This is a genomic window from Bradyrhizobium sp. USDA 3240 (assembly GCF_054063295.1).
The window spans coordinates 7670240-7693653 of sequence record NZ_JBSSGD010000002.1 but is presented as its reverse complement, the minus strand read 5'-3'; the positions used below and the strand labels follow the sequence as shown (position 1 = coordinate 7693653).

Below are 23414 nucleotides of genomic sequence, written 5' to 3'. Positions count from 1 at the left end.
GACAGACGATGCGTAAAGGCAGGTTCACGGAAGAGCAGATCATCAAGGTCTTGAAGGAACACGCTGCCGGAATGTCGGCGAGCGATCTGTGCCGCAAGCACGGCATCAGCGATGCGACCTTCTACAAGTGGCGGTCGCGCTATGGCGGGATGGAGATCTCCGACGCCCGCAAGCTGAAGGCCTTGGAAGAGGAGAACCGCAAGCTCAAGAAGCTGCTGGCGGAGTCGATGCTAGACGCATCGACACTGAAGGAGATGCTCGGAAAAAACTTCTGACGCCCAGCTTGCGGAGACGCGCTGTGACCTGGGCGATCGATGAGAAGGGCTACTCGCAGCGGCGGGCCTGCGGGCTGGTTGGCCTGCAACCGAAGACCTATCGCTATGCCCCGACGAGACCGGACGATGGTCCGTTGCGAGCCCGGCTGAAGGAATTGGCGTCGCAACGTCGCCGCTTCGGCTACCGTCGCCTGGGGCTGCTATTGGCTCGGCAAGGGGTCCGGATCAATCGGAAGAAGCTGTACCGGCTCTACAAGGAGGAGCGGCTGAGCGTGCGCAAGCGTGGTGGCCGCAAACGGGCACTGGGCACCCGGGCGCCGATGACGATCCCGCAGGATCAGAACCTGCGCTGGTCGCTCGACTTCGTGATGGACACGCTGGTCAGTGGCCGGCGCTTCCGTGTCCTGACCCTGGTCGACGACTTCACCCGGGAATGCCTGGGTCTGGTCGTCGACACCTCGCTCACCGCCCTGCGTGTGGTGCGTGAGCTTGGCCACATCATTGAAAGCCGGGGCTGCCCACGCATGATCGTGAGCGACAACGGCACCGAGTTCACTTCAAATGCGATCCTGGCCTGGCAGGAAGAACTCGGGATCGAGTGGCACTACATTGCGCCCGGCAAGCCGATGCAGAACGGCTTTGTCGAAAGCTTCAACGGCCGCCTGCGCGACGAGTGCCTGAACGAGCACCTGTTTGCCAATCTCAACGAGGCTCGCCGGATCATCGAAGAGTGGAGGATCGACTACAACACCAACCGACCGCACACGAGCCTCAACGGGCTCACACCGACCGAGTTTGCAACCCGCCCCAACAGGGGCCAAACCCAGAACAGACTCTCCTTATAAACGAGGGCAAATCGGGGAGCAGGTCACGCGGCCTGATCTGAACGTCTCCGGCGGCGGCGCCTCATGCTTAGCATGGACGACCCAATCGGACCGACGCCGGGAATCGTCGCGATCCACCTGCTGACATCATCCTCGCGATGCCACTTCATCAGCTTGGCCTCGATCTTCGGCAGGCGAGCTTGGACAGCGGCGTACTCGTCCGCCTGAAAGCGGAAGAGATCCCGCGCCATTTCCGGCAGGCTATCGTCTTCGAGCACACGTTTGATGAGTGCCGCGACGTTCTGCCCGCCCGCGGGGCCGACGATACCAAATTCAGCGGCATAGCTCCTGAAAGCATTGGAGAGCTGCGACTTTACGCTGACCAGGCGTTCCCGCACATATCAACATGCAAGCCGCTTGCCGTTCCTTCGACTTCACCGGTACGAACCGCATATGGGCCGGGTGACCGCCTCGCACAGTGCCTCGGCGTCGGCCGCGTCGTTATTGCCGCGCTTCACGTAGGCCCTCACGTATTGAGGAGGAATTAGCTTTATCGCGTGCCCGAACGATTGGAGCAGGCGCCCCCAATGGTGCGAGCCGCCGCAAGACTCTATGGCGACGAGAACCGGCGGAAGCCGCTCGAAGTAGCGGATCATCTCGGCTCGCCGAAACTGGCGCCGGACGACCACTACCTCATTCCGATCAACACCGTGAAGCTGGAATGCTGACTTCGAGGTATCCATGCCGATCCGAATGGGAAGATTCATCAGACTTTCATCTCATCTTTCTGTGACGCCAAGAGCGCCATCAAACCGCGGGGATGAGAGGCCGTCCACACCAGCACTTATTGCGACATTGAAGGTCACTACGCGATTCTGACTATGGACCGGTCCTACTATCTCGGTGGCGTTGCCGTTGTCCTGCTACTTCTTGCTTATCACCTGCATGGCAGGCTGTTCAGAAGGCATACGCTGCGGGACGAGAAACTGAATCGACTCATCAATGAACGCTCGATCGCAGCATTTCATTTTGTCCGCTTACTCACCGGGCGATCGCGCTAGGCGTATTGGCCCGCCTGCGTGACCTCGAGCGCGGCGCAAATCAGACGAACCGGATAGGTATCGCGGTAATCTTCGATGAAGCGGAAGCTCGTGTCCGGGTTCCGAAGATCGCGTTCAATAGGGCGCTGCATGCGCAGCCGTTCATTCTCTTGGCGCAACCGGGCGATCTCCGAAGCTTGGTCCGCCGACATCGGCGTCGTTTGCGTGGTGGTGCGCAACGTCGCCGACGTCGGCTTGCGCCAGACCTGATCCACCCAGCGCCGCAGCACCGCCCCACTCAAATCGAGTACTTACCGACCGATTGAACGACCGCCCGACTACATGAACTCAACTGCCGGCTTGCAATCCTTGGCAAACGACAGATGTTGACGTTCCATTCGACACCTACGGGCTCATGGGCCCTGATGTCCACTTATTTGGAGGAAGTTGATACCTCAAACACATTCGGCACTCGACCTGAATCTAATCAGTCCTGCGGCTATCCTGGGTCTCCAGTCCTAGCCGACGTATCGTCTCCTCTTAGCCTCGATGTCCATTTGCGGTATGGGTGCGCCAAAAGTGCTAGGTATCCTGATGGCATCGGATGATCGACGCCAAACGTCTTCGGCCTTCGCCCCTGAGGAAGGTAGACGCTTCCGAACATCAAATCGTAGAACGAGATCATTCCGGCGAAATTCTTATCTCTGGCTTCCATCTCGGAGCTGTGGTGCCAATGATGAAATTCGGGAGATACCAGAACGTAGCGTAGCGGGCCGTAGCTCAAGCGCACGTTGGCATGCACAAGATAGGCCTGCCAGTAATAGATGAGAAAGTAAGTCCCGATCGCTTCGGTGGAAAAGCCGAGCGCATAGAGTGGAAACATCGAGCCGGCCTTCATGAATGCCACATCGAGCGGATGCTGATGAACCGCAGCGAGCCAGTCCAGTTCTTCAACGGCATGATGAACGGCATGGATGTGCCACATGGCGGGCACGGCATGCAGGATGCGGTGAGTCCAATAGACCCCGAAATCCCCGATCAGGATCACGAGCAGCACTTGGACCAGATAGGGGAACCCGTCGATCGCCTGCTTCACCGCCGTCGGCAGCAGTGATTGATTGACCAGAATGGCGATCGCGACGATCACGATCACGCCGAGCAAGATCAGCCACCCGTTGACGAACTGGAAGGCCATATCGGTCAGCAGGCCGCGTCTGAAAATCTTCTGGCGCCGCGCAGCGAACAGTCGCTCGATCGGAACGAAGATCAAAAGCGTCAGCAAAAATTTGCTCAGTCCAAATAGCTCGTCCATTGAAATGGCCGCCTAGGGAAATGACGGAAGCCTACCACTTGCCTCCAAATCCGCCAATCGCTGCAAGGCGCGAAGCGATTGCTTCAGTTCGCGCCGGCGATCAGGAGGAGGTTGTTGAGGACGGGCGTCGAGCAGAAGGCCACGACCAGGGCCACGTTGTAGATGTTCTTGGCGCGCCCGAGCAACCACACCATGAAGAGCGTTAGGCTGAGCTTGGGCATGAGCCACCACACCCCGAGCCAGGTCTGAGCCAGCCGCATGACCGGGTTCGCCTCGCCCATTCCAAGATCGAGGATCACATTCGTCGTCACAAGGTCGGCGCACCCCAGCAACAAGCAGGAAAGCAACAGGAGCGCCTTAACCCAGTTCGCTCTGAGGCCTTCGATGCTGAAGATGCCCGGCTTGGTCATATCAAGGGATCCTGAGGCAATGGCGGGGTCAAACGACTCGGTGAAAGGCGCAATTGGGGTGTGTCTAAGCCAAAAAGCTTTATATTTCTCTTAAGCTTCGGGCGGGCTCAACCAAGGGCCCGGCACTTGAATGGCGCCACCTCTCAATTGTTCCTGCCAATGGCCGGCTAGACCGCCGTGCCGCCCTGTGGCTTGTGCCGTGGAACTCTCGTGGTGCAGCAGATTGCCCTGAATCGCGCGGGATAGCGGGGCAGAATGCCACCGATCGTGGTCCTTTCCGGCTCGCCCTGCTCGAGCGGCAGTCAGCCACACATGGTTAAAAGCTGGTGATTAAAGCCGCCCTGCCGGTTAAGGATGGCTGCGGGTTGCGCATGATCCCACGAGCGAGTTGGGGTAAGAAAGCGAAGGAAGTCCCGCGAAAATCGCGGCTTGCACTCGATCGAGGTTTAAGGAAAAATACGTTTTTCAGCATCCGGATGACGGATGTTCTACCTTTTTGTCCCGTTGTTTATTGGCAATTGATTTTCGCTGGCGACGCCGAAGGGCTGCCTGACCGACCAAAAACTACATTTCAATCGGCGAGTCATTTTTCATGTCGAGTGAGATTGCACACGCAGCCCTCTACCTGGTGCTGTTGCTGGGAGTCATCTACGGCAGTCGCCTGGTGGAGAAGAAATGGCCGATCGCCGACGTCCCTACTCCGAATTTCAAGTTGATTGGCTCGCGGTCATTGCCAACCCCGGATTGTCGATCTCGCTCGCTGCAATCGTCGCAGGCAAGATAGCGAGCATCACGGGAGTTGGCTGGATTCACTTGCCGACGGAAGGCTACTGGTGGTTCGCATCCCGCCCGGCCGCTTCGTGACCTGGATCAACAACCCACAATGGCATCGCATCCATCATTCGGTTGAGATGGAGCATCAGGACAAGAACTTTGCCGCCTTCTTCCCGTTCTGGGATATTCTGTTTGGCATGGCGTGCGTCCCGAAGCAGGACGAGTATCTGCAACAGGGCTCGTGCCTGCCGAACGCGTGGACATCATCAATAGCGTGATCTGGCCAATCCGGCATTTGCGGCGTCGAGCGTCCAGCAATGAATTGGGTTAAAGGTCTCCAGCGCGTTCATCACCGCGAGCATGAACTGAATCGATGATATGAGCTCGATCCTGCCGCACCGGTTCGCGCGTTGACGGACATGCATTGATTGACGGACGAGCTTTTTCGGGTCGATATCCAGAGATGACCGACCACGCTCATCAGCTGGACTTCCAGGCCCGGCCTCCTTTTACAAATGGCCTTCTCAACAATACCAGGCGAGATGATCGGGTGCCCTATATGGTCGTCACGGAGCGCTCGACCAATGCATTCACGATTTCATGAGCAAGCCCGAGAAGACGCGGCATCTCTACGAGATCCAGCCCAGGCCGCAGCCTCCTCTCGGCCCCGATGTGCTGTCGCCGGAGCACGTGATCGAGGTCTCCAGGCTTCGCAAGTTTCTCTGAGGTGCGCTCCAGCCCGCGATCTTGACGCGTCGCGTTCATCAGCGGACTTATCCATCTGTCGGACGCCGGATTGTTTGCCCATGCGGGAGCCGTTAAACTCACGCGACTCTCTGGATGGAGCATCGAGAGACGCCACGTGAGGTTCAATCTGGCGATCCTGAGCGTGCTGGCCGCAAGGCCCGAACAACGGATCCCGCTTGACGAGGTCAGCTGCGAAGTCAAGCGCATGATCGCCTCGGGCGATGGAGCTGCGCACTTGAAGCGCTCGTCCGAGCTTGGCGATGCCGATGTCTTCCAATACGGTTAGGCTTCGATCAACGAGGCCGGTTTGCAGATCACCGAGTCCGGTTTATCGCTATGGCGCTCGCTGGAAGCGTCCCGCGCCGAACAGGAACTCATCGCGCAACAACTCAGGAAACGGCACGCCGAGGGGCTGCGCGCCATTGTCGCTGACACAACCGATGCGCCCGGCAATGCTGCCCTCGACCGGAGCGACGACATCGATCCGGAGCTCCCCCGCCTGACGGATGAAGACCGTGCCGATCAAACCCTCAAGCCGTTCGACCGCTGCGCCTGAACGCCCCGCCGATGGCCCGATCATCCTCGAACCGGCGTTTGGCTCCATTCACGAGCCGAGCCGGGGCAATTCCCGGCTGTCGCGGCTGGTCGGCTTGGTCGGCGCCAGGATGCCAAAGTTCACGCGCGCGGCGTCGGCGTTCCACGGGCGACGTGCCGGATCGGAAGGCCAATGGTGGGAGAGGAATAACAGGGCTGGCCGTCGCATGTCTCAGCCTGATCGCGGTCGTTGCATGCGTTGCCACAGCGATTGCGCGGGTCAGAACGCCTCTCTGAAATCGGACATCACTCAGCTGCGCCGGGAGCTGGTTCCGCTGCTAACGTCTCGCACGGACCGAACAGGGCGAAACCGCGAGACGCGATGCCGCCCAGCAGGAAAAGGCACGGGGCAAGGCCGAGGCGGACAAGAAGCTGCTTGATGCCAGCAGCGAACAGGCCGCGCTCAACCTCTCGCGCGAGGAGAGCTGATCAGGGAATACATCAAGGCCTCTCCTACGGCCGGTGCCGGCGGGCCTCCGGTCAACGTCGGCGATCCCATCATCGGCGGGATGATTCCGCTGCCATCATCCCTGACGGAAAAGTGCCGCGACTTGTCGGTGCGAGATTTGCAACGCGTAACGGTGTCATCATTATCAGCGCGCGAAACAGCCGCCGCGTCGATGGCGTGCTGACCCCGAACTAGCCGTCGAGCTCTTGGCTGCCTTAACTGCTCCGACAGGTTGTGTTTCTTGAAACTGCGCGATGGTGCTATAATCGAACGAATTTTCTTTCGGGGGTCGATTAACCATCCCGGCGATCTCGTAGTCATTTCAGTAGTCGTTCTCAGCGGATTTCACAGGTGACTTCGGTGCTGTGGGCCGCATAGCAATTTAGAAACATCATGCCTTCTGCTGGCCAGGTAAACCTTCGAGCGATATCCGCACCTGCACTGCGTTTTGCGCCCGTGATCTATCCTGCGGCGCTTTTCCTCTCGGCGCTGTTGCTGTTCGCGATCGAACCGATGTTTGCAAAGATGGTGCTGCCACGGCTCGGCGGTGCCGCGGCCATCTGGTCGGTTGCAATGGTCTTTTTCCAGTCGGCGCTGCTGCTGGGCTATGCCTACGCCCACATGCTCAGCCGCACGCTGTCGCCGGGATCATCGGCTCTCATTCATCTGGGTCTGCTGGCAATTGCCGCCGTGACATTGCCGGTCGGCATCGCTCAAGGCTTCGAAACGGTGCCACAGCAAGGGCTCGAACTCTGGCTGCTGGCATTGTTTGCCGCCTCGATCGGCTTGCCATTCGTCGCGCTGGCCGCGACTGCTCCCCTGCTGCAAAACTGGTTCGCGGCGAGTGGGCATCCGCGGGCCGCCAATCCCTACCTGCTCTATGCGGCATCCAATCTCGGTTCGTTCGTCGGTCTCTTGACCTATCCTTTCGGTGTCGAGCCGCTGTTGACGTTACATACGCAGATCCAGCTGTGGTCGCTTGGCTACGTTCTCTTGACGTTGCTGATCGTGGTTGCGGCGGTCATCGTGGCCGGCGCCGGCAAGCCCTCGATCAGCCAGGCGAGCGCGGATGCGGCCACTGCTCCCATGATCGCGGAGCGCGCGATGTGGAAGGTGCTCGCTGCGATCCCCGCCGGTCTGGTGGTCGCCGTCACGGCGGCGATCTCGGTCGATCTGGCAGCAGCGCCGTTCCTCTGGGTGTTGCCGCTGTCACTTTATCTTCTGACCTTCGTGGCGATCTTCCGCGACCGTGCCTGGATTGCGCACGAGCCTCTTTTGAAGCTGGTGCCCTTCGCCGCAGTAGCCCTCGTCGCAGCCGCATCTACGGTGGTTCGGCAATATGTCGGCATCCTGCTCGCGATCCATCTCGCGAGTTTTCTGGTGATCGCACTCGCTTGTCATGGCGAGCTCTACCGTCGCCGACCGCAACCGGCGCGTCTGACGGAATTCTACCTCTGGACATCGTTCGGTGGCATGATCGGCGGAATCTTCGCCGGTTTGATCGCACCGCATGTATTCAGCGGCGTCGCCGAGTATTCCATCCTGGTTCTGGCTGCGCTGCTGGCAATGCCCGGCGCGCTTGAGGGTGGGTTGGGGCGATTTCTGCGACAAAGTGGTCCCGGTCTAGCGTTGGCCATGTTGATCCTCGGCGCCGAACCGCTGCACATTCGCCTTTCAGCCAGTTTCGCGATGCCGATTGAGATCGTGCTCATCGTCCTGGCCGGCGTCATGGTGCTGGTGCGCCGGCACCAGGCCGGGTTCTTCGGCCTTGCCGTGCTCGCCTTCATGATCACCAAGCTCGATCCCTTGTTCACACCGATCGAGCAAGTGCGCAGCTTCTTCGGTGTTCATCGCGTGGTCGAGGACCGAACCGGGCAATTTCGCCTTCTGATGCACGGCACGACCTTGCATGGAGCGGAACGCGTACGCAATCCGGATGGAACGCCGGTCAGCGGCCGGCCCGAACCCACCACATACTACTATTTTGGCGGGCCAATCGGCGACGCCGTAGCAGAAACCCGCCGCGCACAGGGACGGTTGACACGCGTCGCAGCCGTCGGGCTCGGCACCGGCAGCCTTGCTTGCCATCGCCACGACGGCGAGGAGTGGACGTTCTTCGAGCTTGACCCGCAAGTGGTCAGGATCGCACGCGATCCGGCGCTGTTCCGCTTCCTGTCGGAATGCGGAACGGATATCCGCATTGTGCCCGGAGATGCACGGCTGACCCTGGCGGCATCCGCGGAGCGCTATGATCTGATCGTGCTGGACGCCTTTTCCTCCGACGCGATCCCCGTGCACTTGATGACGCGCGAAGCGTTTGCCGGCTATCTATCTCACCTGTCCGAACACGGCGTCATCGTCTTGCACATCTCGAACAGGCACATGGCACTGCGTCCGCCGGCAGCTGCCATCGGCGACGCCGAAGGTCTCGCTGTTTTCGCCAAAGCGCAGCTTCCACCTGATATGACAGACGACGACATGCGCAATCCAGCGGACGTTGTCGTATTTGCCCGGCATGAAAGCGACCTCGGCAATCTGCCGAGGCAAGGATGGACGCGCGTCGATCGCGGCTCGCGAGCTGCTTGGACCGATGACTACGCGAATATTCTCGGCGCCGTTCTCGATGCAAAGCTCGGGCGCTGGCTCGGTCGCTGATGAACGATCTTGCGCCGCGCGACTATCGGCCTACGGCTGATTGTTCGGCGGTGTCTCGATGAACTTCCGGCTGCCGTTGTCCAGCTTAAGGTGCCCCAATCCGGATCAGGAAACGCAAACCGGAACTTTCCTGCTAGCGTCGAGTTGCCGCAACCTCATCCAGATGATCGGGATCAGTGTGGCGCACATGAATGGACTAACGGGTACAAGCGCGATCGGGAAAGCATATCCCAGCAGAAACATAATGCTGATGCCGAGTCGGAGCGATCGTTGATTTGATCGCGGAGTGAACTCATCGGCGCTCATGATAAATACCAACGCGACCAACAGGATCTGCATATCGTAGATGGCAAAGTATGGGGAAATCAGAGGCGTTGCCGCAAGCAGGCAGGCGGCTTTGATGGCGAAGTCCACATTGCGCCGCCACATGATCAGCACCCAGACCGCGGCGGCCGACGCGACGAATATCTGCAGCGACATGGCCACCCCGTAGCCAAAGCCGGCAAGCCGAAACAGGCCATAGATACTCTGCAACTTGTACCACGGCAGCGCGCCCGTGAGGTGAAATTGTGTCGTCGCGAAGGTTGCTGCTTCACGAAATCCCACGAACGTATCCCAGCCGAAGATTGTCCCAGACAGCAGCAGGAGAGCGGTTGCCATCAGGGAAGCTATCAGGACAACACTCCAACGGCCGGTGGCGATCAGTACGAAAGGAAGCAGGACGCCGTATTGAGGCTTGAAGATGAGTAGCGCGATCAAGAAACCACTGACGACTGGGCGCCTATCCAAGAGCATCAAGGCGCCACCCAATAACGCGGCCGCAAGCAGGGAGCTTTGGCCCGCAAGGAAATCGTAGACGACAGGCGGCGCCGCCAGTGCGAGCAGCAGCGTCCCTAAACGCGGCCGAATGGAGCAGACGACTGACAGCCAGCAAAACAGCTTTGCTGCGCTCCAAACCCAGAAGGCAGCCGTAAAGGGCAAGAGCGCCAATGGCGCCAGAACCAGAAAAAACACGGGTGGATAGAAAAACGGAACCGGCATTTTATCATATGAATACGGCGCATGATCTGCCGGCTGCATCTGAACAAGCATCTGACGCAGTTGGGCCCAATCATAGGCAGTCGCCGCATGGCCTTCGAGCGCCATAGAGCCGGCGGCCCAAAAGCATGAGAAATCGATCCCTGGATGACCGGCCCCACTGATGAACATCAGGGTTAGAGCCAGCATCGTCATACTGAGCAGGACGAGGAAGGCAATCGCCTGCGCTCTATCCTCGCCGTCTTCGTGCGAACTAGCCCAAATCATGAAAAATCGCGCTTTGGCTTATAGGCGCAATCTACCATCGGATTTTCTGGTGCGGCAACGGATTGGGTACCCGTTAGTTAACGGAAAGTCCCATAGGCCTCCAAGACACGACCGGCGCTCTTTGAATTGGCACGCGCCTTTCCTGACGTGGCCAGCGATCAATTGCCCTCCGCCGATCGATCGCATCGGCCCGGTGCAACAGGTCGAAACCCGATAACGTGTCCTACTGTCCCGGATGTCCTTGCTGCGCGCGAGTCGAATGAGCCGCGCATGCTTTGACGATCACCGATTTACCAAATGGGTGCCTGTTCCGTTGCTCAACCAAGGAAGCCAATGGTAGATTGGTTGCCATTGCAAAATCTAGACGAATTCTTATGAGCAGTTTGGGCATCGACCGCCACGGTCAATCTGATCGTTCAGAACCGCTAGACGCACTCCGGGGCCTGGCCATTTCGCTGGTCATCGCCTACCACTACTTCGAGTTCAAGTTCGGAATATTCGGCGTCAACCTGTTCTTTGTTCTCAGCGGCTTTCTGATCGGCGGCATTCTCCTAGATAGCCGCGAACAGCCCGGCTATTTCTCATCATTCTACGGACGGCGCGCTTTTCGCATCCTGCCGTTGTATTGGCTTCTGCTATTGATCGCGCCGCCGGAACATTGGGGCTATTATCTGCTTTTCATTCAGCAAGTGCCTTGGCTGCTGTTCGGGTATCCGATTCATGACCCGACCTTCGTCACATGGTCGCTCGCCGTCGAAGAACAGTTTTATCTGATCCTCCCGATACTGATTTCCTGGCTGCCGCGGCCTTGGCTGATCCGCGTGCTTTGGGGGGGCGTCCTGCTCGCGCCAGCGTGGCGCTGGCTCTTTGATGCCTATTTGCACGGCCCGTCCTGGCTGTCCCTGCTGCCCGGTCGCCTGGATGAGCTATTCGGCGGCGTGCTGATCGCCTGTTTGATACGTGGCTATTGCCGCTCCCGCACCACGTGGGCAATCCTGGCCCTCATCCCACCGGTTTGCGACGTTGCTCATTTCGCACTGGCAGGCTCCATCGCCGCTCTCTCGGTGGTGTCGTTGGTGTGCTGCGTTGCGGTCTGGTCGGCTGCCATCACGGAACGGCCCGTGATGCTTCGTCCGCTGATCTGGATGGGGCGCCGCTGCTATGCCCTCTATCTCTTCCACATGCTGGTGTACACGAAGCTGCTTGGCTTTGAGGTTCCGTTCTCCGCCTTCATCGCCCTGCCAATCGTGTGCGTCCTTGCGGAGATGAGTTGGCGCGTGATCGAGGCCCCACTCATCGGCTATGCAAAAAGACGCTTCGCAAGGATGGGCTCGGGGGGCATCGGGATCGTCGGCGCGACTTAGAAGCCGGACCGGTGAGCTTGAGTGGCTACTCAGGCCAATCCTCATCGACCGAATCGACTGACCGATGAACGCATCGGCCGCATGGACCTGAAGCGCGAGAAAGACCCATTGGATCACACGTCTGCGTCCGGAAGCATCATGAGAATCCGGTCGCCATCGCGCGGCAATCATCTTACGGCTGATTGTTCGGCGGCCGCTCGATGAACTTCCGGCTTCCGTTGAGAAGCTCGAGGTTGTTGGCGATCACGGGGTTGCCCGGATCGAGTGAATACGCCCTCTCGAATTTTTTCCGCGCGCCGCTCAGATTGCCGCGCAGCATGAGCGAATAGCCCTGGTCGTTCAGAATCTGGACGGTCTCGCCGCCGATCCGGATTGCTTGCGCATAGGCCTGATCGGCAAGATCGAAGCGGCGGATCTTGTCATAGCTCGCCGCGAGCCCAACCCAGGCTGTCACGTCCTTCGGCGCCTTCTCGACGGCATCCTTGAAATAGCGCTGGGCGATACCGTAATTGCCGCGGTTGTATTGCTCGAGGCCCATCCGCACCGGCTCATCGGAGGGATAGTATTTGACGTCGGTCGGCTCCTGTACGGGATCGCCGCCCGGCGGATCGACGGGCGCGACGATCGCGGCCTCGCGCGTGGTGTAGTCGCAGGCTCCAAGACCGGTCGCCAAGCAGCAACAGATCAACGCCGGCACGAGACGACGCAATCCTCGTCCCGTTCCCCAAGTCCAGCGCATCTCTTGCACCCTTCGAAAATTCATCGCGAAACTACCTAAAACAGACCGCACGATCGGAACATTGCGTCAGCGCCAGAAGCGGGCCGAACCGCATCAGCTCGCCGTTACTTGCCCCCCACCCCGACGGCCACTGATCCTCCGGTTCCCGCCCCCAGTCCGGTCGTGTTGACATCCTGAATGGTGTGCGCTGGCGGCGGCTGGCCCATCGCCTTCGTCGGATCGCCCATGTCGGGAAGTTGATCGACCGGCCGGGTCGTGGTGCCGTAGCGTTTGACAGCCTCACCCGTCCGCCGCGCGTCGTATGCGATCCGGCGGTCGCCGACATAGGCCGGCCATGGGTGGATGGTGTGGGTGACCGCGTTGACTTCCTTGGCGTTGCCGGCACTCATCGTGATGGTGTCGGAACGCTGCACGTAGCGGTCCATCTCGTCATGCCCGTAGACGCCATAGCAGCCGCCGAGCAGGAAGGGGGCGAGCAGTGCCAGATATCGGATGGTCATCTCCCGCCTCCTCTAATTCAGGGTCTTCACGACCGGCTGGTCAACAACGACCGCCGGTGGTGGTGCGGGAATGACCGCGTTGGGCGCGATGATATGGCCATAGGGTCCCTTCACGTCGCCGCCGGAATTGACATAGTCGTTGTAGCGCTTGCGGACTTCCATCTGGCCGTTGAGGAAGAAATCGACGTCATTGGCCGGCAGCCGGGAGTCGAGCGGCGATGCCAGTTGCTGGCCGGGTGCGGCCGGAGCAACGAGGCGCGGCGTCACGATGATGACGAGGTCGGTTTCCTGCTGCTGGTACGACTTGCTGCTGAACAAGGCTCCAAGCACCGGCACCGAGCCGATCCACGGCAGTTGCGAGACGTCCTGCTGGTTCTTTGTCTGCAACAGGCCAGCGATGGCAAAGCTCTGGCCGTCGCGCAATTCGACCGTGGTGCGCGCGTCGCGCCGGGTCAGCGCCGGGATCGTGGTGCCGGCGATGGTCACAGCGTTGGAGAAATCGAGCTCGCTGACCGAGGGCTCGACGCGGAGGTTGATCACGCCGCGCGACAGCACGGTAGGCACGAACGCCAGCTCGACGCCGAACTTCTTGTAATCGATGGTCACGGTCGGCAGCGAGCCCGCGACCTGCGTCGAGGCAACCGGCACCGGGAATTCGCCGCCGGCCAGGAAGCGCGCGGCATCGCCCGACAGCGTGGTCAAGTTCGGCTCCGCCAACCGGCGGGCCAGTCCCTTGGTTTCCAGTGCGGTGATCAGCAGGTCCACCGAGCTGCCGTTGCTGGTCCTCAGGATGCTGGTCAGCAGGCTTCCGAATGGAGGCGTAGCTACGCCGCCGGCGGTGGTGGCGAGCGTGTTGGCCGTTCCGAGCAATGGAAGGCTGCCCGTTGGCGGAGCGCCGACGCTACCGTTCTGACCACCGATCGGCGCTCGACCGATTACATTGATCCCGCCCAGCCCCGTATTGCCGACGTTGGTCCCGTTGGCGTTCGCCGCGTAGAGGTTCACGCCGAGGTCGCGTCCCGCCTGCCGGTTGACTTCCAGGAAGCGCACCTCGAGCATCACCTGCTGCGGCGCTGCAACGCTCATCGCGTTGACCACGATGCCGCCCTGCGGCACGCTGCCCTGGGCAATCGTCATGGCCCGCTCGGCGGCGACCGCATCGGCAGCCATTCCGCTCAGCACCACCTGGCCTTCGGACGCGGACACCTTGATGCCGTGGGTACCCGTACCATTCTGAATGTTCTGCTGCAGGTTGCCGATATCCAGCGTCACCTCGACATCCAGGATGCCGATCTGCTTCATCCCGCTGTCGAACAGGATGACGTTGGTGGTGCCGGTCTTCTTGCCCTGGACGTAGATCAGGTGGTCGCTCAGCGACTTCACGTCGACGATCTCGGGCGAGCCCGCGACGATCGAGGAAAACGCCGTGTCGACCCTGAAGGTGCGTGACTTGTTGACCGTCACCTTAACCTGCTGGACGTCGCTCATCTCGCTGACGAAGACGCCGCTGGATGATGGCGCGCGCCGGTCCGCGGCGGCTGCGGGATCGATGCAATGAAACAGGGCGATCGCAGCGCCAAACGCCATCGCGCTGAAGGCGACCAGCCCAAGTCCCGCATCGACTGAAACGCGACTTCCCATCATGCCATCCCCTTCGCCGCGTCTCCGCGGCGATCCCCGTAAATCTACGGCCTCGGCGTCCCGATCACTCCCGTTCGTGCACCACGCCGGAGAGCTTACAGTTTGTCCGACTACAAATAGTTACTTGCGAATTCCCATTCCCCGGCGCGCTGATCCGAAGCAAAAGCGCAACTCGCTCCAGACGCCGGGCCGCTAATGACAGCTTGAAGATCATCCTCCGCTACGCGTCTTGATTGCAAGGAAAGAGCCCATTCGAATGATGGCAACCCCTGAGAAAACTCTCGGATGTTGCCAGCGCGCACCACTTCCCTGACCCGCTTGGGCTATTTGCCGGCTGCCCAACAGGCCGCGGCCGATCCTGCGGCGGGGGGCGCGGGACAGCCCCAATCAGCCACGACAAATCGGGCCCCCTCAGAACGGAATCTTGGTCGTCACGCTCGGCGCGTTGAGCTTGGTGCCCCAGATCGGCATCAGCATGGTGAAGCTCGGCGAGGATGCCGTCACGACGATCGGACTGCTTGCTGCCGCCGGGACGCTCAATGTCGGCGTCAGACCGCCAGCATAAAGAAAAGGAGCGATCGCCTGTTTCGCCGAGGTCGACAGCGGATCGCCGCCGCAGCTGGTCGGCGAATTCTTCTGGATCACGGCGTTCGAATAGCAGTTGATCATGACGGCGCGGGCACCGGCATTCGCGAGCGTCCGCAACGACTGCAGCGTGATCGCATAGCGCCCGAAATCAAAGATAGCGAAAATCAGGGTGAGGAGCGGCACGGCGATCAGACAAAACTCCAACGCCGCGACGCCGCGCTGATCGAGCCTTCTCATCACTGCACCAACTGGACGTATTGGGGCGGGGTCGATACCTGCTGTATGGACGGGCAACCGGAACTGTCGAGCGTCGCATTGCCGTTGAACGCGACCGACTTGGCGATCAACTCGCCACAGCTTTTCCCCCCACTGCCAACGCTGATCGTCGGATTACCCTGAAACGTCACCGCCGCATTCGGTGCGTAGATGTTTCCGGTCAGGTTGATGTTGCTGTTTCCGCCGAACTGCACGCCCGTCGATGAAGCATAGTAGATCGACATGTACTGGAACAGGTTGGCGCTGGACTGAAACGCTGCAGGAAGCGAACTGGTGCTGGGCGCCGTCGACGGTCCGGTGATGGTAACCGTGCCACCTCCCTTCGTGTCGAAGCTCGCTCCCGGCAACAGGATCAAGGTTACTCCTGAACCTGTGATCGCGGAGCCGCCCTTGAGGGTCAGGGTACCCGAGATGAAGTACACGCCGGCACTCAATGTCACAGCGGTGTTGCCCTTCGTGCTGACGCTGTCATTCACGCATGGGGTAGCGGCCGTATAGGGAAGGAAGTTGCCCGATGAGGCGCCGTAGGTTGTGCACGACGTGAGACCGCATTTGGTCGGCAGCGAGGGGTTCGCTCCACACAACGTGGTCATGGCGGTATCGAGGGCCGAGAACGGATTTGGAACCGGAGGCGTATAAAGGAACGCCTTGCTGCAGAACGTTGAGCTGCCCGAACAACCGCCGGCCGCAGACAACGATCCGGTGAGAGTCATGCCGCCGCCGGTGAAGTCGATCGCGTTGCCGGCCTGACTGTTCGAAGCCATGCCGCAATTTTGCGCATTGATGTTGGGGCTGCCCTGGAAACTCAGAGAGCCTGTCAAGGCCAGGACGCAGGGTGAGCTTGTCAAGCTATTGACCTTGGCAATGGCGACCGCACCGATCGTGATGGTGGAAAGCCCGAGCACCTTCGCCAGATAGGCCGGCTGCGTCTGGGTGACGGTGGCCTGAACGAAGCAGTTGGCACCGCCCGTACAACTGGTGCCATTCCAAGCCGCGAGCTGGGCGATCGTGACGCTCTGCGATATTCCGCTCGGAAGGCTCGTCGAACATTTGGAGCCTGAATAAGATGAATCGCCGGAGTTGCAGAACGTGTTCTGCGCGGCGAATTGCTTGCCGCTATCGACGACCGTGGTCGTCGTGGTGCATGTGGATGCCGAATTCAGACACGCCTGCTGCAAGGCGCCCGAATAGGCGGCGGCATCGGCAGCGTTCTGCGCGCGTTGCTGGGTAACGTACCACGACCCGGCCTCGCCGCCGATCGCGACCATGCCGAGCAGCGGGATCAGCGCGAGCACGGTTGCGAATGCGGCCGATCCTCTGCGGCTACGGAGCAGGTTACGCATGGGACCCTCCTATTGAAACCGTTCGGTATAAGGCAGAGTGAACGCACAGGTATTGCCATTACCGCTGTTGCACAGCACCGATCTCAGCACCATCGGGTTCAAGGTCACCGTCGTGCTGTAGGAATAGAACTTTGGCGACACGGTGTTGGTGCTGGAGCACACGGCAGTGCCGCACATCACCTGGAAGCTTTGAATTGGGTAGCGGCTATCGGCCTTGGCGATTGCGGTCGACGCCCAGGTCGAGGTGCTCGTCACGTCCGGCGGCGGTGAGTACTGAATGGACTGCCCGAATGCGCGCAGCGCGTCCCATGCCGTCGCATACTGGTAGCAGGCGACCGCAAGATCGGCGAACGGCACCAGGATCCCGATCATCAGACTAGTGAAGACGAACAGCATCTCGAACGCGACGGCGCCGCGCTGATCGCGGATCAGCGAACGTTTGCGTCTCACACGGATCTTCCGGCTGTACATGGCTACTCACCAGACATAGGGGATCAGTCGCCAGCGCGACGTCTCGTAGCTGGCGTATTCCGGAAGCGTGCGCCGAAGCACGTCCTCTTCGTAGTGAATCCGGCACACCTGGATGCCGATATGCAGGACCAGCAGGGCGACGGTCATCCAGCTTAAATGCTGCAGCACCACGCCCACGAACACGATCTCTTCGGACAGATAGAGCGGATGCTTGATCCAGCGGTACGGTCCGCTCTGCACCACCGAGCGCGCCTGCGGCACCAAGCTGAACGAGCGTCCGAGATGCCGGATGGTGACCAGGATCATGATCATGCCGGCCAGCACGCACACCGTCGAGATCAGGTTCGCGACCTCGCCTTCGGTCCTGTCGAAGAACGTGATCGTCCATGGCCAGTAGGTCCCGACGAAGGCTGCGATGCTCGGCAGCAGGCCTTCGGCCTGCGCCTTTGCCGGTGCCCGGATCAGCAGCAGCAGCGACAGCATCAGGTAGAACACCGCGGTGCAGAAGCTCGACACCAGCGACGGCCAGGGTTGACCGGCAGTCGTGCCGAGCTTGATCGTCACGATCAGTCCGAGCAGCAGGAACCAGGCGCTGCCCAGGAACCGGGTGATCCGGTCGTAACCCAGGTTTGTCGGCACGGTCATTGCACTTGTACTCATGGCTTACTTACCGATGCTGGCGAATGTACGGATGAGATGCAGGAACGGGCTCCCGCCGAGAATGACGAACATCGCGGGAAGCAGGAACAGCACCATCGGAACGGTGAGCTTGGCGCCGAGCTTGTGCGCGCGCTCTTCGAGCTTGGTGATGCGCTCCCGGCGGAGGTCGACCGCGATGCTGCGCAGCGCCTGACTGAGCGGCGTGCCGTATTGCAGGCTCTGGCTGACCATGGTGCCGAAGCGGCGCATGCCGTCCGACGTGGCGGCAAGCTTCTCGAATGCATCGGCGCGGTTGGGCAGGATCCGCAGATCATCAAGCAGTCCGCGCAGCACGTGATTGATGGCAGGATTGGTCTCCCGCATTTCCTCCGCGACGCGTTCGAGCGCGCTCTCCAGACCCATGCCCGCCTCACTGCACACCACCAGCAGATCGATTGTATCGGGCGTTCCGGCCCGGATGGCGGCATCGAAGCGGCGTTTCAGGACCATCAGAATCACGCGCGGGATCATGATCCCGAACGCCAGGCCGCACAGCGTGTAGATCATCACGTCGGTGAACGAGCTTCCGAGCAGCTGCGCGACAGTAAAGGCCGCGATCGGGAATGCAAACGAGCTGACCGTCTTGAAGCCGATCCAGATCGGCAGCGTGCGATAGTGATTGAAGCCTGCCGCCTGCAGCACCATGCGCAACTGGTCGACGTTCTCCTGTGCGTAGAAGCGTCGGTAGCGCGAGCCAACCGATGAAAGCCAGCCGACCAAATCGTTCGACGAGATCGATCGGTCAGGAATGCCGAGCACTGCGTTCGAGACGCGGGCGTCCAGGGCGCGGATATGGATCTCGCGGATGACCAGGAGGCAGGTCGCCGCCATAATCGCGACGGCAAGGGTGGCAAGACCGAGAACACCCGTCATAGCGTGGTTTCCCTTCTGACCATCCAGCGGATCACGAAATGGCCCAGCAGGACCGAGCACGCCGCATAGGCGAGCAGCACGTTGCCTTGTGGATCATACAACAGCAGATCCACCGACTGCGGATTGATCCAGTAGAGCAGCCCGCCGATAACCACCGGCGCGAAGGTGAGCGCGCGCGAGGAAAAGATCACCTCGCCCGCCAGCGCCCTGGCGCGGCCGGCCAGCGCAACCCGCTGACTGACCGTCTCGCCCAGCGTTTGCAGCGTTTCCGCGAGGCTGCCGCCGGTTTTCAATTGCACCGCGAGCGTGACCGCGAACATCGCATATTCCGGTACCAGCGTTCGCTGATACACGGCTTCCACCGCCTCCTCCGGCGATCGGCCCATATTCAGCTCGTTACAGACGATGGCAAACTGCCCGGATGTCGGTTGCGGCATCTCCCGGGCGATGGTCCGAAACGCCTCGTGAACCGGCAATCCCGACCGGACGGTACTGGTCACCAGCTGGACTGTGTCGGGAAGCTGCTGGAAAAGCTGATTTGCGAATTTTCGTTGCTGCCATCCGAACAGGCCACGCACCACCATGACGGCAACGACCGCCGCGGCGATACCACCATAGAGGCCGGGAAATTGCAGAAATCCGTTGAGGTAGATGACGCCAAACGCGGCCAGCGCTGCCCCAAGCAGCACATAGATCGAGCGCACCGGGTACACCATCTGGGGGTGATAATTCGCAAAGCGATTGAGCGTCCGCCAACGCGACGTCTTGGCCGCACGGCGGATCGACACCAGGGTCGCCGCTTCAGCCGTCGGCAGCGCGATCTCGAGCTGGCGATCCATTCGGCGCTGCCGCGAATCAAGCCACAGCGCATTGACGGTCGCGCACAGCAGCAGCACCAGGACGATCATCAAAGGCGTCGACATCAGATCTGCCTCATCGCTTCAGCCCAGGCTCTATCAAGCCCAAAATAGACGAGGCGGCTCTTGAATTTCGGGACCGCATTAGTGGACCGATAGGTGCCCGAGATTCGCCCGTGAATGTCTTCGTCCTTGTACTCGAAGAGCGCAATGTCGTTGGTGGTGATCACTTCGCCTTCGAGGCCGATCACCTCGCTGATCTGCACGATGCGGCGTTGCCCGTCCCGCATGCGCTCGACCTGCACGATGAGATCGAGGGCGGCGACGATCTGGGAGCGAATGGCACGCGACGGCAGATTGACCTGCCCCATCTGCACCATGTTTTCCACGCGGGTCAGCGCGTCGCGCGTGCTGTTGGCGTGCACGGTGGAGATCGAGCCGTCGTGGCCGGTATTCATCGCCTGCAGCATGTCGAATGCCTCGGCGCCGCGCACCTCGCCCACGACGATACGGTCTGGCCGCATACGCAGCGCGTTCCACAGCAAATCTCGTTGATTCACCTGTCCGGTGCCTTCGAGGCTCGGAGGCCGCGTCTCCAGGCTGATCACATGCGGCTGCTGAAGCTGGAGCTCGGCCGCGTCCTCGATGGTGACGATGCGCTCGCTGTGGTCGATGAACTGACTGAGGGCATTGAGCAGCGTCGTCTTGCCCGAACCGGTGCCGCCCGAGACCAGAACGTTGAGCCGGCAGCGGGATGCGATCTCCAGCAACTGCCCAATGGCTGCATTCATCGTTCCGTTTTCGATCATCCCGGCGATATTGTACCGCCGGCTCGGAAACTTTCTGATCGAGATACAGGGACTGTGGATTGCCAGCGGCGGCAGGATGATGTTGACGCGGCTTCCGTCAGGCAGACGGCAGTCGACCATCGGGCTGGATTCGTCGACGCGACGGCCGACCTGTGAAGCAATCTTCTGTGCAACAGAGGCGATATGGTCGTTGTCGCGGAAGCGGACCGCGACCCGCTCGAGCTTGCCGGCCCGCTCGACATAGACATTGCTCGGCCCGTTGATCATGATGTCGTTGATCGTCTCGTCGAGCAGCAGCGGACGAAGCGGCCCGTAGCCGGTCATGTCATCGGCGATCTCTTCCGCGAGGAAGAGCTGCTCGCGGCCCGACAGTTCCAGCCGTTCCTGATTGGCGATGCCGTGGATGATCTCCTCGATCTGCCGCCGCAGCACGTCGCGGGAGACGGTCGTGGCGACCGACGGCTCGATCTGTTCGATAACCCGCTCGCGCAGCGACGCCGACATCACCGGATGATGGGTGGAAGGCTGTTCAAGAGGCGGTTCATGCCTCGGCGCCGTTGCAAACAGGCTCGGCGCCGATGATGCTACGCTGGGTTCCACCTGCGACAATGGAGGCTGCACCGGCCGCACGGTCGGCGCCGCGGCCGAAGCGTCCGGCACTGCCGCAGGCATTCGCATTGGCATTTCGTCTGCGCGCCGTCCGAACTTTTTCATAGCCTGAGCCACCTCTTCCAGCCTGCCTTCTTCATGGCGCCAACGCCGGTGATCTCCCGCACGATCGGGGCGAGGTGACGCCGCAGCTTGGACACGTGCTTAAGCGCGGGAATGCCGAGGTTGACGGCCTGGGTCATGCCCTTGCCGAGATCCGGAATAATCATGTCCGGTTCGGCACCCAACGCCTTGACGATCGTCGCCCGCGGCAGGCCACCGGCGCGATCGGCGCGATTGAGCAGGGTAAAGACGCGGTCCTTGCCGGCGATGTTGGTGACAGCATTGCGCAGCGCATGGGCGTTGCGCAGGCCGGTCACCTCGGCTTCCAGCAGGACCAGCACGTGGCGTGACATCTGGATGACCGGATAGATCGATGCCGGGAACGGCACCGGCACGTCGACAACGACGTAGTTAAACCGCTGCCGGAGCAGGCCGATCACGTGCCGCACGCCCGCCTCAGTGATGTCGAGCTTCGCATCGAGCTCTTCGTCCCCGGAAATCAGGCAAACCCGATCGTTAACGTCGATTGCCGCGCGCTCCAGGAACAGCGTGTCGGCCCGCATCGGGTTTTCGAGCGCGATGCGCAGGCCCGGTCCGGGGCGTACACCGAGCATTACCGCGGTCTCGCCGCCCTGCAAATGCAGGTCGAGCAGCGCGACCTTCGCCTTGGTGGTCTCGGCCAGTTGCAGCGCGAGGTTGATCGCGACGCTGGTCGCGCCGGCGCCGCCCTGCGCACCGCAGATCGAGACCACATGTCCGCCGCGATCATTGTGAACGGGTGCGACGTCGCCAAGCAGTTTCGGACGCAGCTGGTCCAGGACCATATCGCGCGTGATCGGCGTCGGAAGGTACTCGGTAAGGCCGATCTCCATCAGTTCGCGATAGAAGGTGATTTCCCTGTTCTCGCCGATCAGGCATACCCGCACATCTGGCGGGCAGACGCTGGCCAGGCGCTCCAGCTCGGTGAAGGGATCATCGATGCCGCTGATGTCGGTCACCAGCGCGGTCAGATCCGTGTCGGTCTCAAGCATCCGTGTCGCGTGACGGATGGTGCCGCGCCGGATCACCAGATTGCTGCCCTCGAGGCCCTTGCGCAGCGCCGCAGCACTCAGCTCGTCGTTGACGAAGCAGACGATACGGTTGCGCGCAACAAGGGACGCCGTGCCTTCGGGTTGTTCCACGACTGCCATGCTCATCAACGCTTCTCCGGTCCCTTGCCGACGTCACCGGCCGCCGCTGTCGTCTGCGGTTCAGCCGCGAGCGCCCCGTCGCAGTTCGCACGGGCGTCATCATCAGCATCCTGCTTCCTGACCGAATATTGCTTGACCCCGGTCCCGGAATAGATCGCCACCGTGGTGCTCTGGCCGGCAACCGCACTCTGGCGCGCCAACTCGGGGGACACGTCGCAGCTCGATGTCGCACCGGTGTCGGTCTTGTCCCACTGCTCGGCCGCAGCGCGGATGACGAGCGAGAGCGTTCCCAGCTGCTTAGCGACGGCGACCTTCTTGACCTGATCCGGCTTAAGCTCGAGCGATACGGTTTGCGCCGTCTTGCCCGGGACAGCGTTGGTAATGGGGCGACCGCCCTGCGCAATCTCCTGGTCGATCGCGATCACGCGGACGTTCGACAGCACGGTTTCGCTGACGGCCCGCTTCACTGGATCCGCCTTCTCGAACACCTGGGTCAAGACCACGTCGACGTTATCGCCCGGCCTGATCAAACCGGAGACACCGGTCTCCTCGTCGACCTTGATGCTGATAGCGCGGCTGTCCGGCGCCAGGACGCTGGCGAGGAAGCCACGGTCTTTCGGACGCAGGATATCGTCGAGGGTAATGACGCTGCCGGCGTCGACGAACTTGCGAACCAGCGAACCGGGAAGTCCGGCCTTGGCGTCGGGCGTTTCAAGGATCGCTCCGACGGGGACACGGCTCGGTGCCGCCTGGCGCACGGCAAAATCTTCATCGCGCGCCAGTGTCCCCTTCGGTAGCGGACGTGTCGTGACAAAATAGCCTACTGTCGACGGTGCCGCGATCGGCTTTTCCGCGACCCCCTCCGCAACCTGGTCTTTCGGCCGGTTCAAGTTGAAGGCGATCATCCCGAGCGCCGTGGCCGCGAGCAATAGCACCATAATGATGGAGATGCGCAGAGCGGATGACATG

Annotated in this window: 24 protein-coding genes and 1 pseudogene; 8 read left to right on the top strand and 17 right to left on the bottom strand. The window is 61.0% G+C overall.

Annotation, left to right across the window (positions count from 1 at the left end; all coding sequences use genetic code 11):
* Positions 1-8 precede the first annotated feature (8 nt).
* Positions 9-1120 (top strand): IS3 family transposase gene (locus tag ACVIGA_RS36785; protein WP_173640965.1). Its coding sequence is split into 2 segments (ribosomal slippage): positions 9-264 and positions 264-1120, totalling 1113 coding nucleotides; the frame shifts between segments, so codons are not numbered across the junction.
* 27 nt (positions 1121-1147) lie between these two features.
* Here ACVIGA_RS36785 and ACVIGA_RS36780 read toward each other — a convergent pair.
* The 4 genes and pseudogenes from ACVIGA_RS36780 to ACVIGA_RS36765 form a co-directional block, all read right to left on the bottom strand.
* A pseudogene (locus ACVIGA_RS36780) lies at positions 1148-1866 on the bottom strand (IS110 family RNA-guided transposase); the annotation flags it as partial.
* Positions 1867-2156: 290 nt separating this feature from the next.
* On the bottom strand, positions 2157-2429 hold the full coding sequence (locus tag ACVIGA_RS36775) for a hypothetical protein (RefSeq protein ID WP_456669863.1): 273 nt from the start codon (positions 2427-2429) through the stop codon (positions 2157-2159).
* 209 nt (positions 2430-2638) lie between these two features.
* Positions 2639-3451: a sterol desaturase family protein gene (locus tag ACVIGA_RS36770; RefSeq protein ID WP_456669862.1), complete on the bottom strand. Its 813-nt coding sequence runs from the start codon at positions 3449-3451 to the stop codon at positions 2639-2641.
* Positions 3452-3534: 83 nt separating this feature from the next.
* Positions 3535-3861 carry a DUF5658 family protein gene (locus ACVIGA_RS36765; protein ID WP_456669861.1) on the bottom strand — a complete coding sequence of 109 codons (327 nt, stop codon included), beginning with the start codon at positions 3859-3861 and terminating at the stop codon, positions 3535-3537.
* A gap of 675 nt (positions 3862-4536) precedes the next feature.
* Here ACVIGA_RS36765 and ACVIGA_RS36760 point away from each other — a divergent pair.
* From ACVIGA_RS36760 to ACVIGA_RS36735, 6 genes are all read left to right on the top strand, one after another.
* Positions 4537-4725 carry a hypothetical protein gene (locus ACVIGA_RS36760; protein ID WP_456669860.1) on the top strand — a complete coding sequence of 63 codons (189 nt, stop codon included), beginning with the start codon at positions 4537-4539 and terminating at the stop codon, positions 4723-4725.
* Positions 4722-4913 carry a sterol desaturase family protein gene (locus ACVIGA_RS36755; protein ID WP_456669859.1) on the top strand — a complete coding sequence of 64 codons (192 nt, stop codon included), beginning with the start codon at positions 4722-4724 and terminating at the stop codon, positions 4911-4913. Before ACVIGA_RS36760 ends, ACVIGA_RS36755 begins: the two co-directional genes overlap by 4 nt.
* Positions 4914-5235: 322 nt before the next feature.
* Positions 5236-5361 carry a hypothetical protein gene (locus ACVIGA_RS36750; RefSeq protein WP_456669858.1) on the top strand — a complete coding sequence of 42 codons (126 nt, stop codon included), beginning with the start codon at positions 5236-5238 and terminating at the stop codon, positions 5359-5361.
* Positions 5362-5497: 136 nt separating this feature from the next.
* Positions 5498-5668 carry a hypothetical protein gene (locus ACVIGA_RS36745; RefSeq protein ID WP_456669857.1) on the top strand — a complete coding sequence of 57 codons (171 nt, stop codon included), beginning with the start codon at positions 5498-5500 and terminating at the stop codon, positions 5666-5668.
* A gap of 21 nt (positions 5669-5689) precedes the next feature.
* Positions 5690-5938, top strand: a complete 249-nt coding sequence (locus ACVIGA_RS36740) for a hypothetical protein (protein ID WP_456669856.1) — start codon at positions 5690-5692, stop codon at positions 5936-5938.
* 978 nt (positions 5939-6916) lie between these two features.
* Positions 6917-9079, top strand: coding sequence for a spermidine synthase (locus ACVIGA_RS36735; RefSeq protein WP_456669855.1), 2163 nt, complete (start codon positions 6917-6919; stop codon positions 9077-9079).
* A gap of 105 nt (positions 9080-9184) precedes the next feature.
* Here ACVIGA_RS36735 and ACVIGA_RS36730 read toward each other — a convergent pair whose 3' ends face one another.
* Positions 9185-10384 (bottom strand): glycosyltransferase family 87 protein, encoded by a 1200-nt coding sequence (locus tag ACVIGA_RS36730; RefSeq protein WP_456669854.1) that lies wholly within the window; start codon positions 10382-10384, stop codon positions 9185-9187.
* A gap of 275 nt (positions 10385-10659) precedes the next feature.
* Here ACVIGA_RS36730 and ACVIGA_RS36725 point away from each other — a divergent pair, with 275 nt between their 5' ends.
* Entirely contained in the window at positions 10660-11748 is a 1089-nt protein-coding gene (locus tag ACVIGA_RS36725) for an acyltransferase family protein (protein WP_456669853.1), read from the top strand.
* A gap of 172 nt (positions 11749-11920) precedes the next feature.
* Here ACVIGA_RS36725 and ACVIGA_RS36720 read toward each other — a convergent pair whose 3' ends face one another.
* From ACVIGA_RS36720 to cpaB, 12 genes are all read right to left on the bottom strand, one after another.
* Entirely contained in the window at positions 11921-12457 is a 537-nt protein-coding gene (locus tag ACVIGA_RS36720; protein ID WP_456669852.1) for a tetratricopeptide repeat protein, read from the bottom strand.
* A gap of 134 nt (positions 12458-12591) precedes the next feature.
* Positions 12592-12987, bottom strand: coding sequence for a hypothetical protein (locus ACVIGA_RS36715; RefSeq protein ID WP_456669851.1), 396 nt, complete (start codon positions 12985-12987; stop codon positions 12592-12594).
* Positions 12988-12999: 12 nt separating this feature from the next.
* A complete protein-coding gene (locus tag ACVIGA_RS36710) occupies positions 13000-14631 on the bottom strand; it encodes a type II and III secretion system protein family protein (protein WP_456669850.1) in 1632 nt (543 codons plus the stop codon).
* A gap of 408 nt (positions 14632-15039) precedes the next feature.
* Complete coding sequence (locus tag ACVIGA_RS36705; RefSeq protein ID WP_456669849.1) at positions 15040-15453, bottom strand: TadE/TadG family type IV pilus assembly protein; 414 nt, start codon at positions 15451-15453, stop codon at positions 15040-15042.
* Positions 15453-16835 (bottom strand): pilus assembly protein TadG-related protein, encoded by a 1383-nt coding sequence (locus tag ACVIGA_RS36700; RefSeq protein WP_456669848.1) that lies wholly within the window; start codon positions 16833-16835, stop codon positions 15453-15455. The genes ACVIGA_RS36705 and ACVIGA_RS36700 overlap by 1 nt, the downstream gene beginning before the upstream one ends.
* A gap of 9 nt (positions 16836-16844) precedes the next feature.
* Positions 16845-17285, bottom strand: a complete 441-nt coding sequence (locus ACVIGA_RS36695; RefSeq protein ID WP_456669847.1) for a hypothetical protein — start codon at positions 17283-17285, stop codon at positions 16845-16847.
* 27 nt (positions 17286-17312) lie between these two features.
* Entirely contained in the window at positions 17313-17951 is a 639-nt protein-coding gene (locus ACVIGA_RS36690; protein WP_456669846.1) for a methyltransferase family protein, read from the bottom strand.
* A gap of 18 nt (positions 17952-17969) precedes the next feature.
* Positions 17970-18878: a type II secretion system F family protein gene (locus tag ACVIGA_RS36685; RefSeq protein WP_456669845.1), complete on the bottom strand. Its 909-nt coding sequence runs from the start codon at positions 18876-18878 to the stop codon at positions 17970-17972.
* Entirely contained in the window at positions 18875-19801 is a 927-nt protein-coding gene (locus tag ACVIGA_RS36680; protein ID WP_456669844.1) for a type II secretion system F family protein, read from the bottom strand. Before ACVIGA_RS36680 ends, ACVIGA_RS36685 begins: the two co-directional genes overlap by 4 nt.
* Entirely contained in the window at positions 19801-21222 is a 1422-nt protein-coding gene (locus ACVIGA_RS36675; RefSeq protein WP_456669843.1) for a CpaF family protein, read from the bottom strand. Before ACVIGA_RS36675 ends, ACVIGA_RS36680 begins: the two co-directional genes overlap by 1 nt.
* 32 nt (positions 21223-21254) lie before the next feature.
* Positions 21255-22322, bottom strand: a complete 1068-nt coding sequence (locus ACVIGA_RS36670; RefSeq protein ID WP_456669842.1) for an AAA family ATPase — start codon at positions 22320-22322, stop codon at positions 21255-21257.
* 128 nt (positions 22323-22450) lie between these two features.
* Positions 22451-23413: a Flp pilus assembly protein CpaB gene (cpaB, locus tag ACVIGA_RS36665; protein WP_456669841.1), complete on the bottom strand. Its 963-nt coding sequence runs from the start codon at positions 23411-23413 to the stop codon at positions 22451-22453.
* Position 23414 lies beyond the last annotated feature (1 nt).

Bases quoted from the DNA above. Each gene is read 5' to 3' on its own strand.
- ACVIGA_RS36710 (WP_456669850.1), bottom strand. From the start codon at position 14,631: ATGATGGGAAGTCGCGTTTCAGTCGATGCGGGACTTGGGCTGGTCGCC.
- ACVIGA_RS36705 (WP_456669849.1), bottom strand. From the start codon at position 15,453: ATGAGAAGGCTCGATCAGCGCGGCGTCGCGGCGTTGGAGTTTTGTCTG.
- ACVIGA_RS36730 (WP_456669854.1), bottom strand. From the start codon at position 10,384: ATGATTTGGGCTAGTTCGCACGAAGACGGCGAGGATAGAGCGCAGGCG.
- ACVIGA_RS36715 (WP_456669851.1), bottom strand. From the start codon at position 12,987: ATGACCATCCGATATCTGGCACTGCTCGCCCCCTTCCTGCTCGGCGGC.
- ACVIGA_RS36760 (WP_456669860.1), top strand. From the start codon at position 4,537: ATGGCCGATCGCCGACGTCCCTACTCCGAATTTCAAGTTGATTGGCTC.
- ACVIGA_RS36770 (WP_456669862.1), bottom strand. From the start codon at position 3,451: ATGGACGAGCTATTTGGACTGAGCAAATTTTTGCTGACGCTTTTGATC.
- ACVIGA_RS36685 (WP_456669845.1), bottom strand. From the start codon at position 18,878: ATGACGGGTGTTCTCGGTCTTGCCACCCTTGCCGTCGCGATTATGGCG.
- cpaB (WP_456669841.1), bottom strand. From the start codon at position 23,413: ATGTCATCCGCTCTGCGCATCTCCATCATTATGGTGCTATTGCTCGCG.
- ACVIGA_RS36700 (WP_456669848.1), bottom strand. From the start codon at position 16,835: ATGCGTAACCTGCTCCGTAGCCGCAGAGGATCGGCCGCATTCGCAACC.
- ACVIGA_RS36765 (WP_456669861.1), bottom strand. From the start codon at position 3,861: ATGACCAAGCCGGGCATCTTCAGCATCGAAGGCCTCAGAGCGAACTGG.
- ACVIGA_RS36690 (WP_456669846.1), bottom strand. From the start codon at position 17,951: ATGACCGTGCCGACAAACCTGGGTTACGACCGGATCACCCGGTTCCTG.
- ACVIGA_RS36750 (WP_456669858.1), top strand. From the start codon at position 5,236: ATGAGCAAGCCCGAGAAGACGCGGCATCTCTACGAGATCCAGCCCAGG.
- ACVIGA_RS36680 (WP_456669844.1), bottom strand. From the start codon at position 19,801: ATGTCGACGCCTTTGATGATCGTCCTGGTGCTGCTGCTGTGCGCGACC.
- ACVIGA_RS36675 (WP_456669843.1), bottom strand. From the start codon at position 21,222: ATGCGAATGCCTGCGGCAGTGCCGGACGCTTCGGCCGCGGCGCCGACC.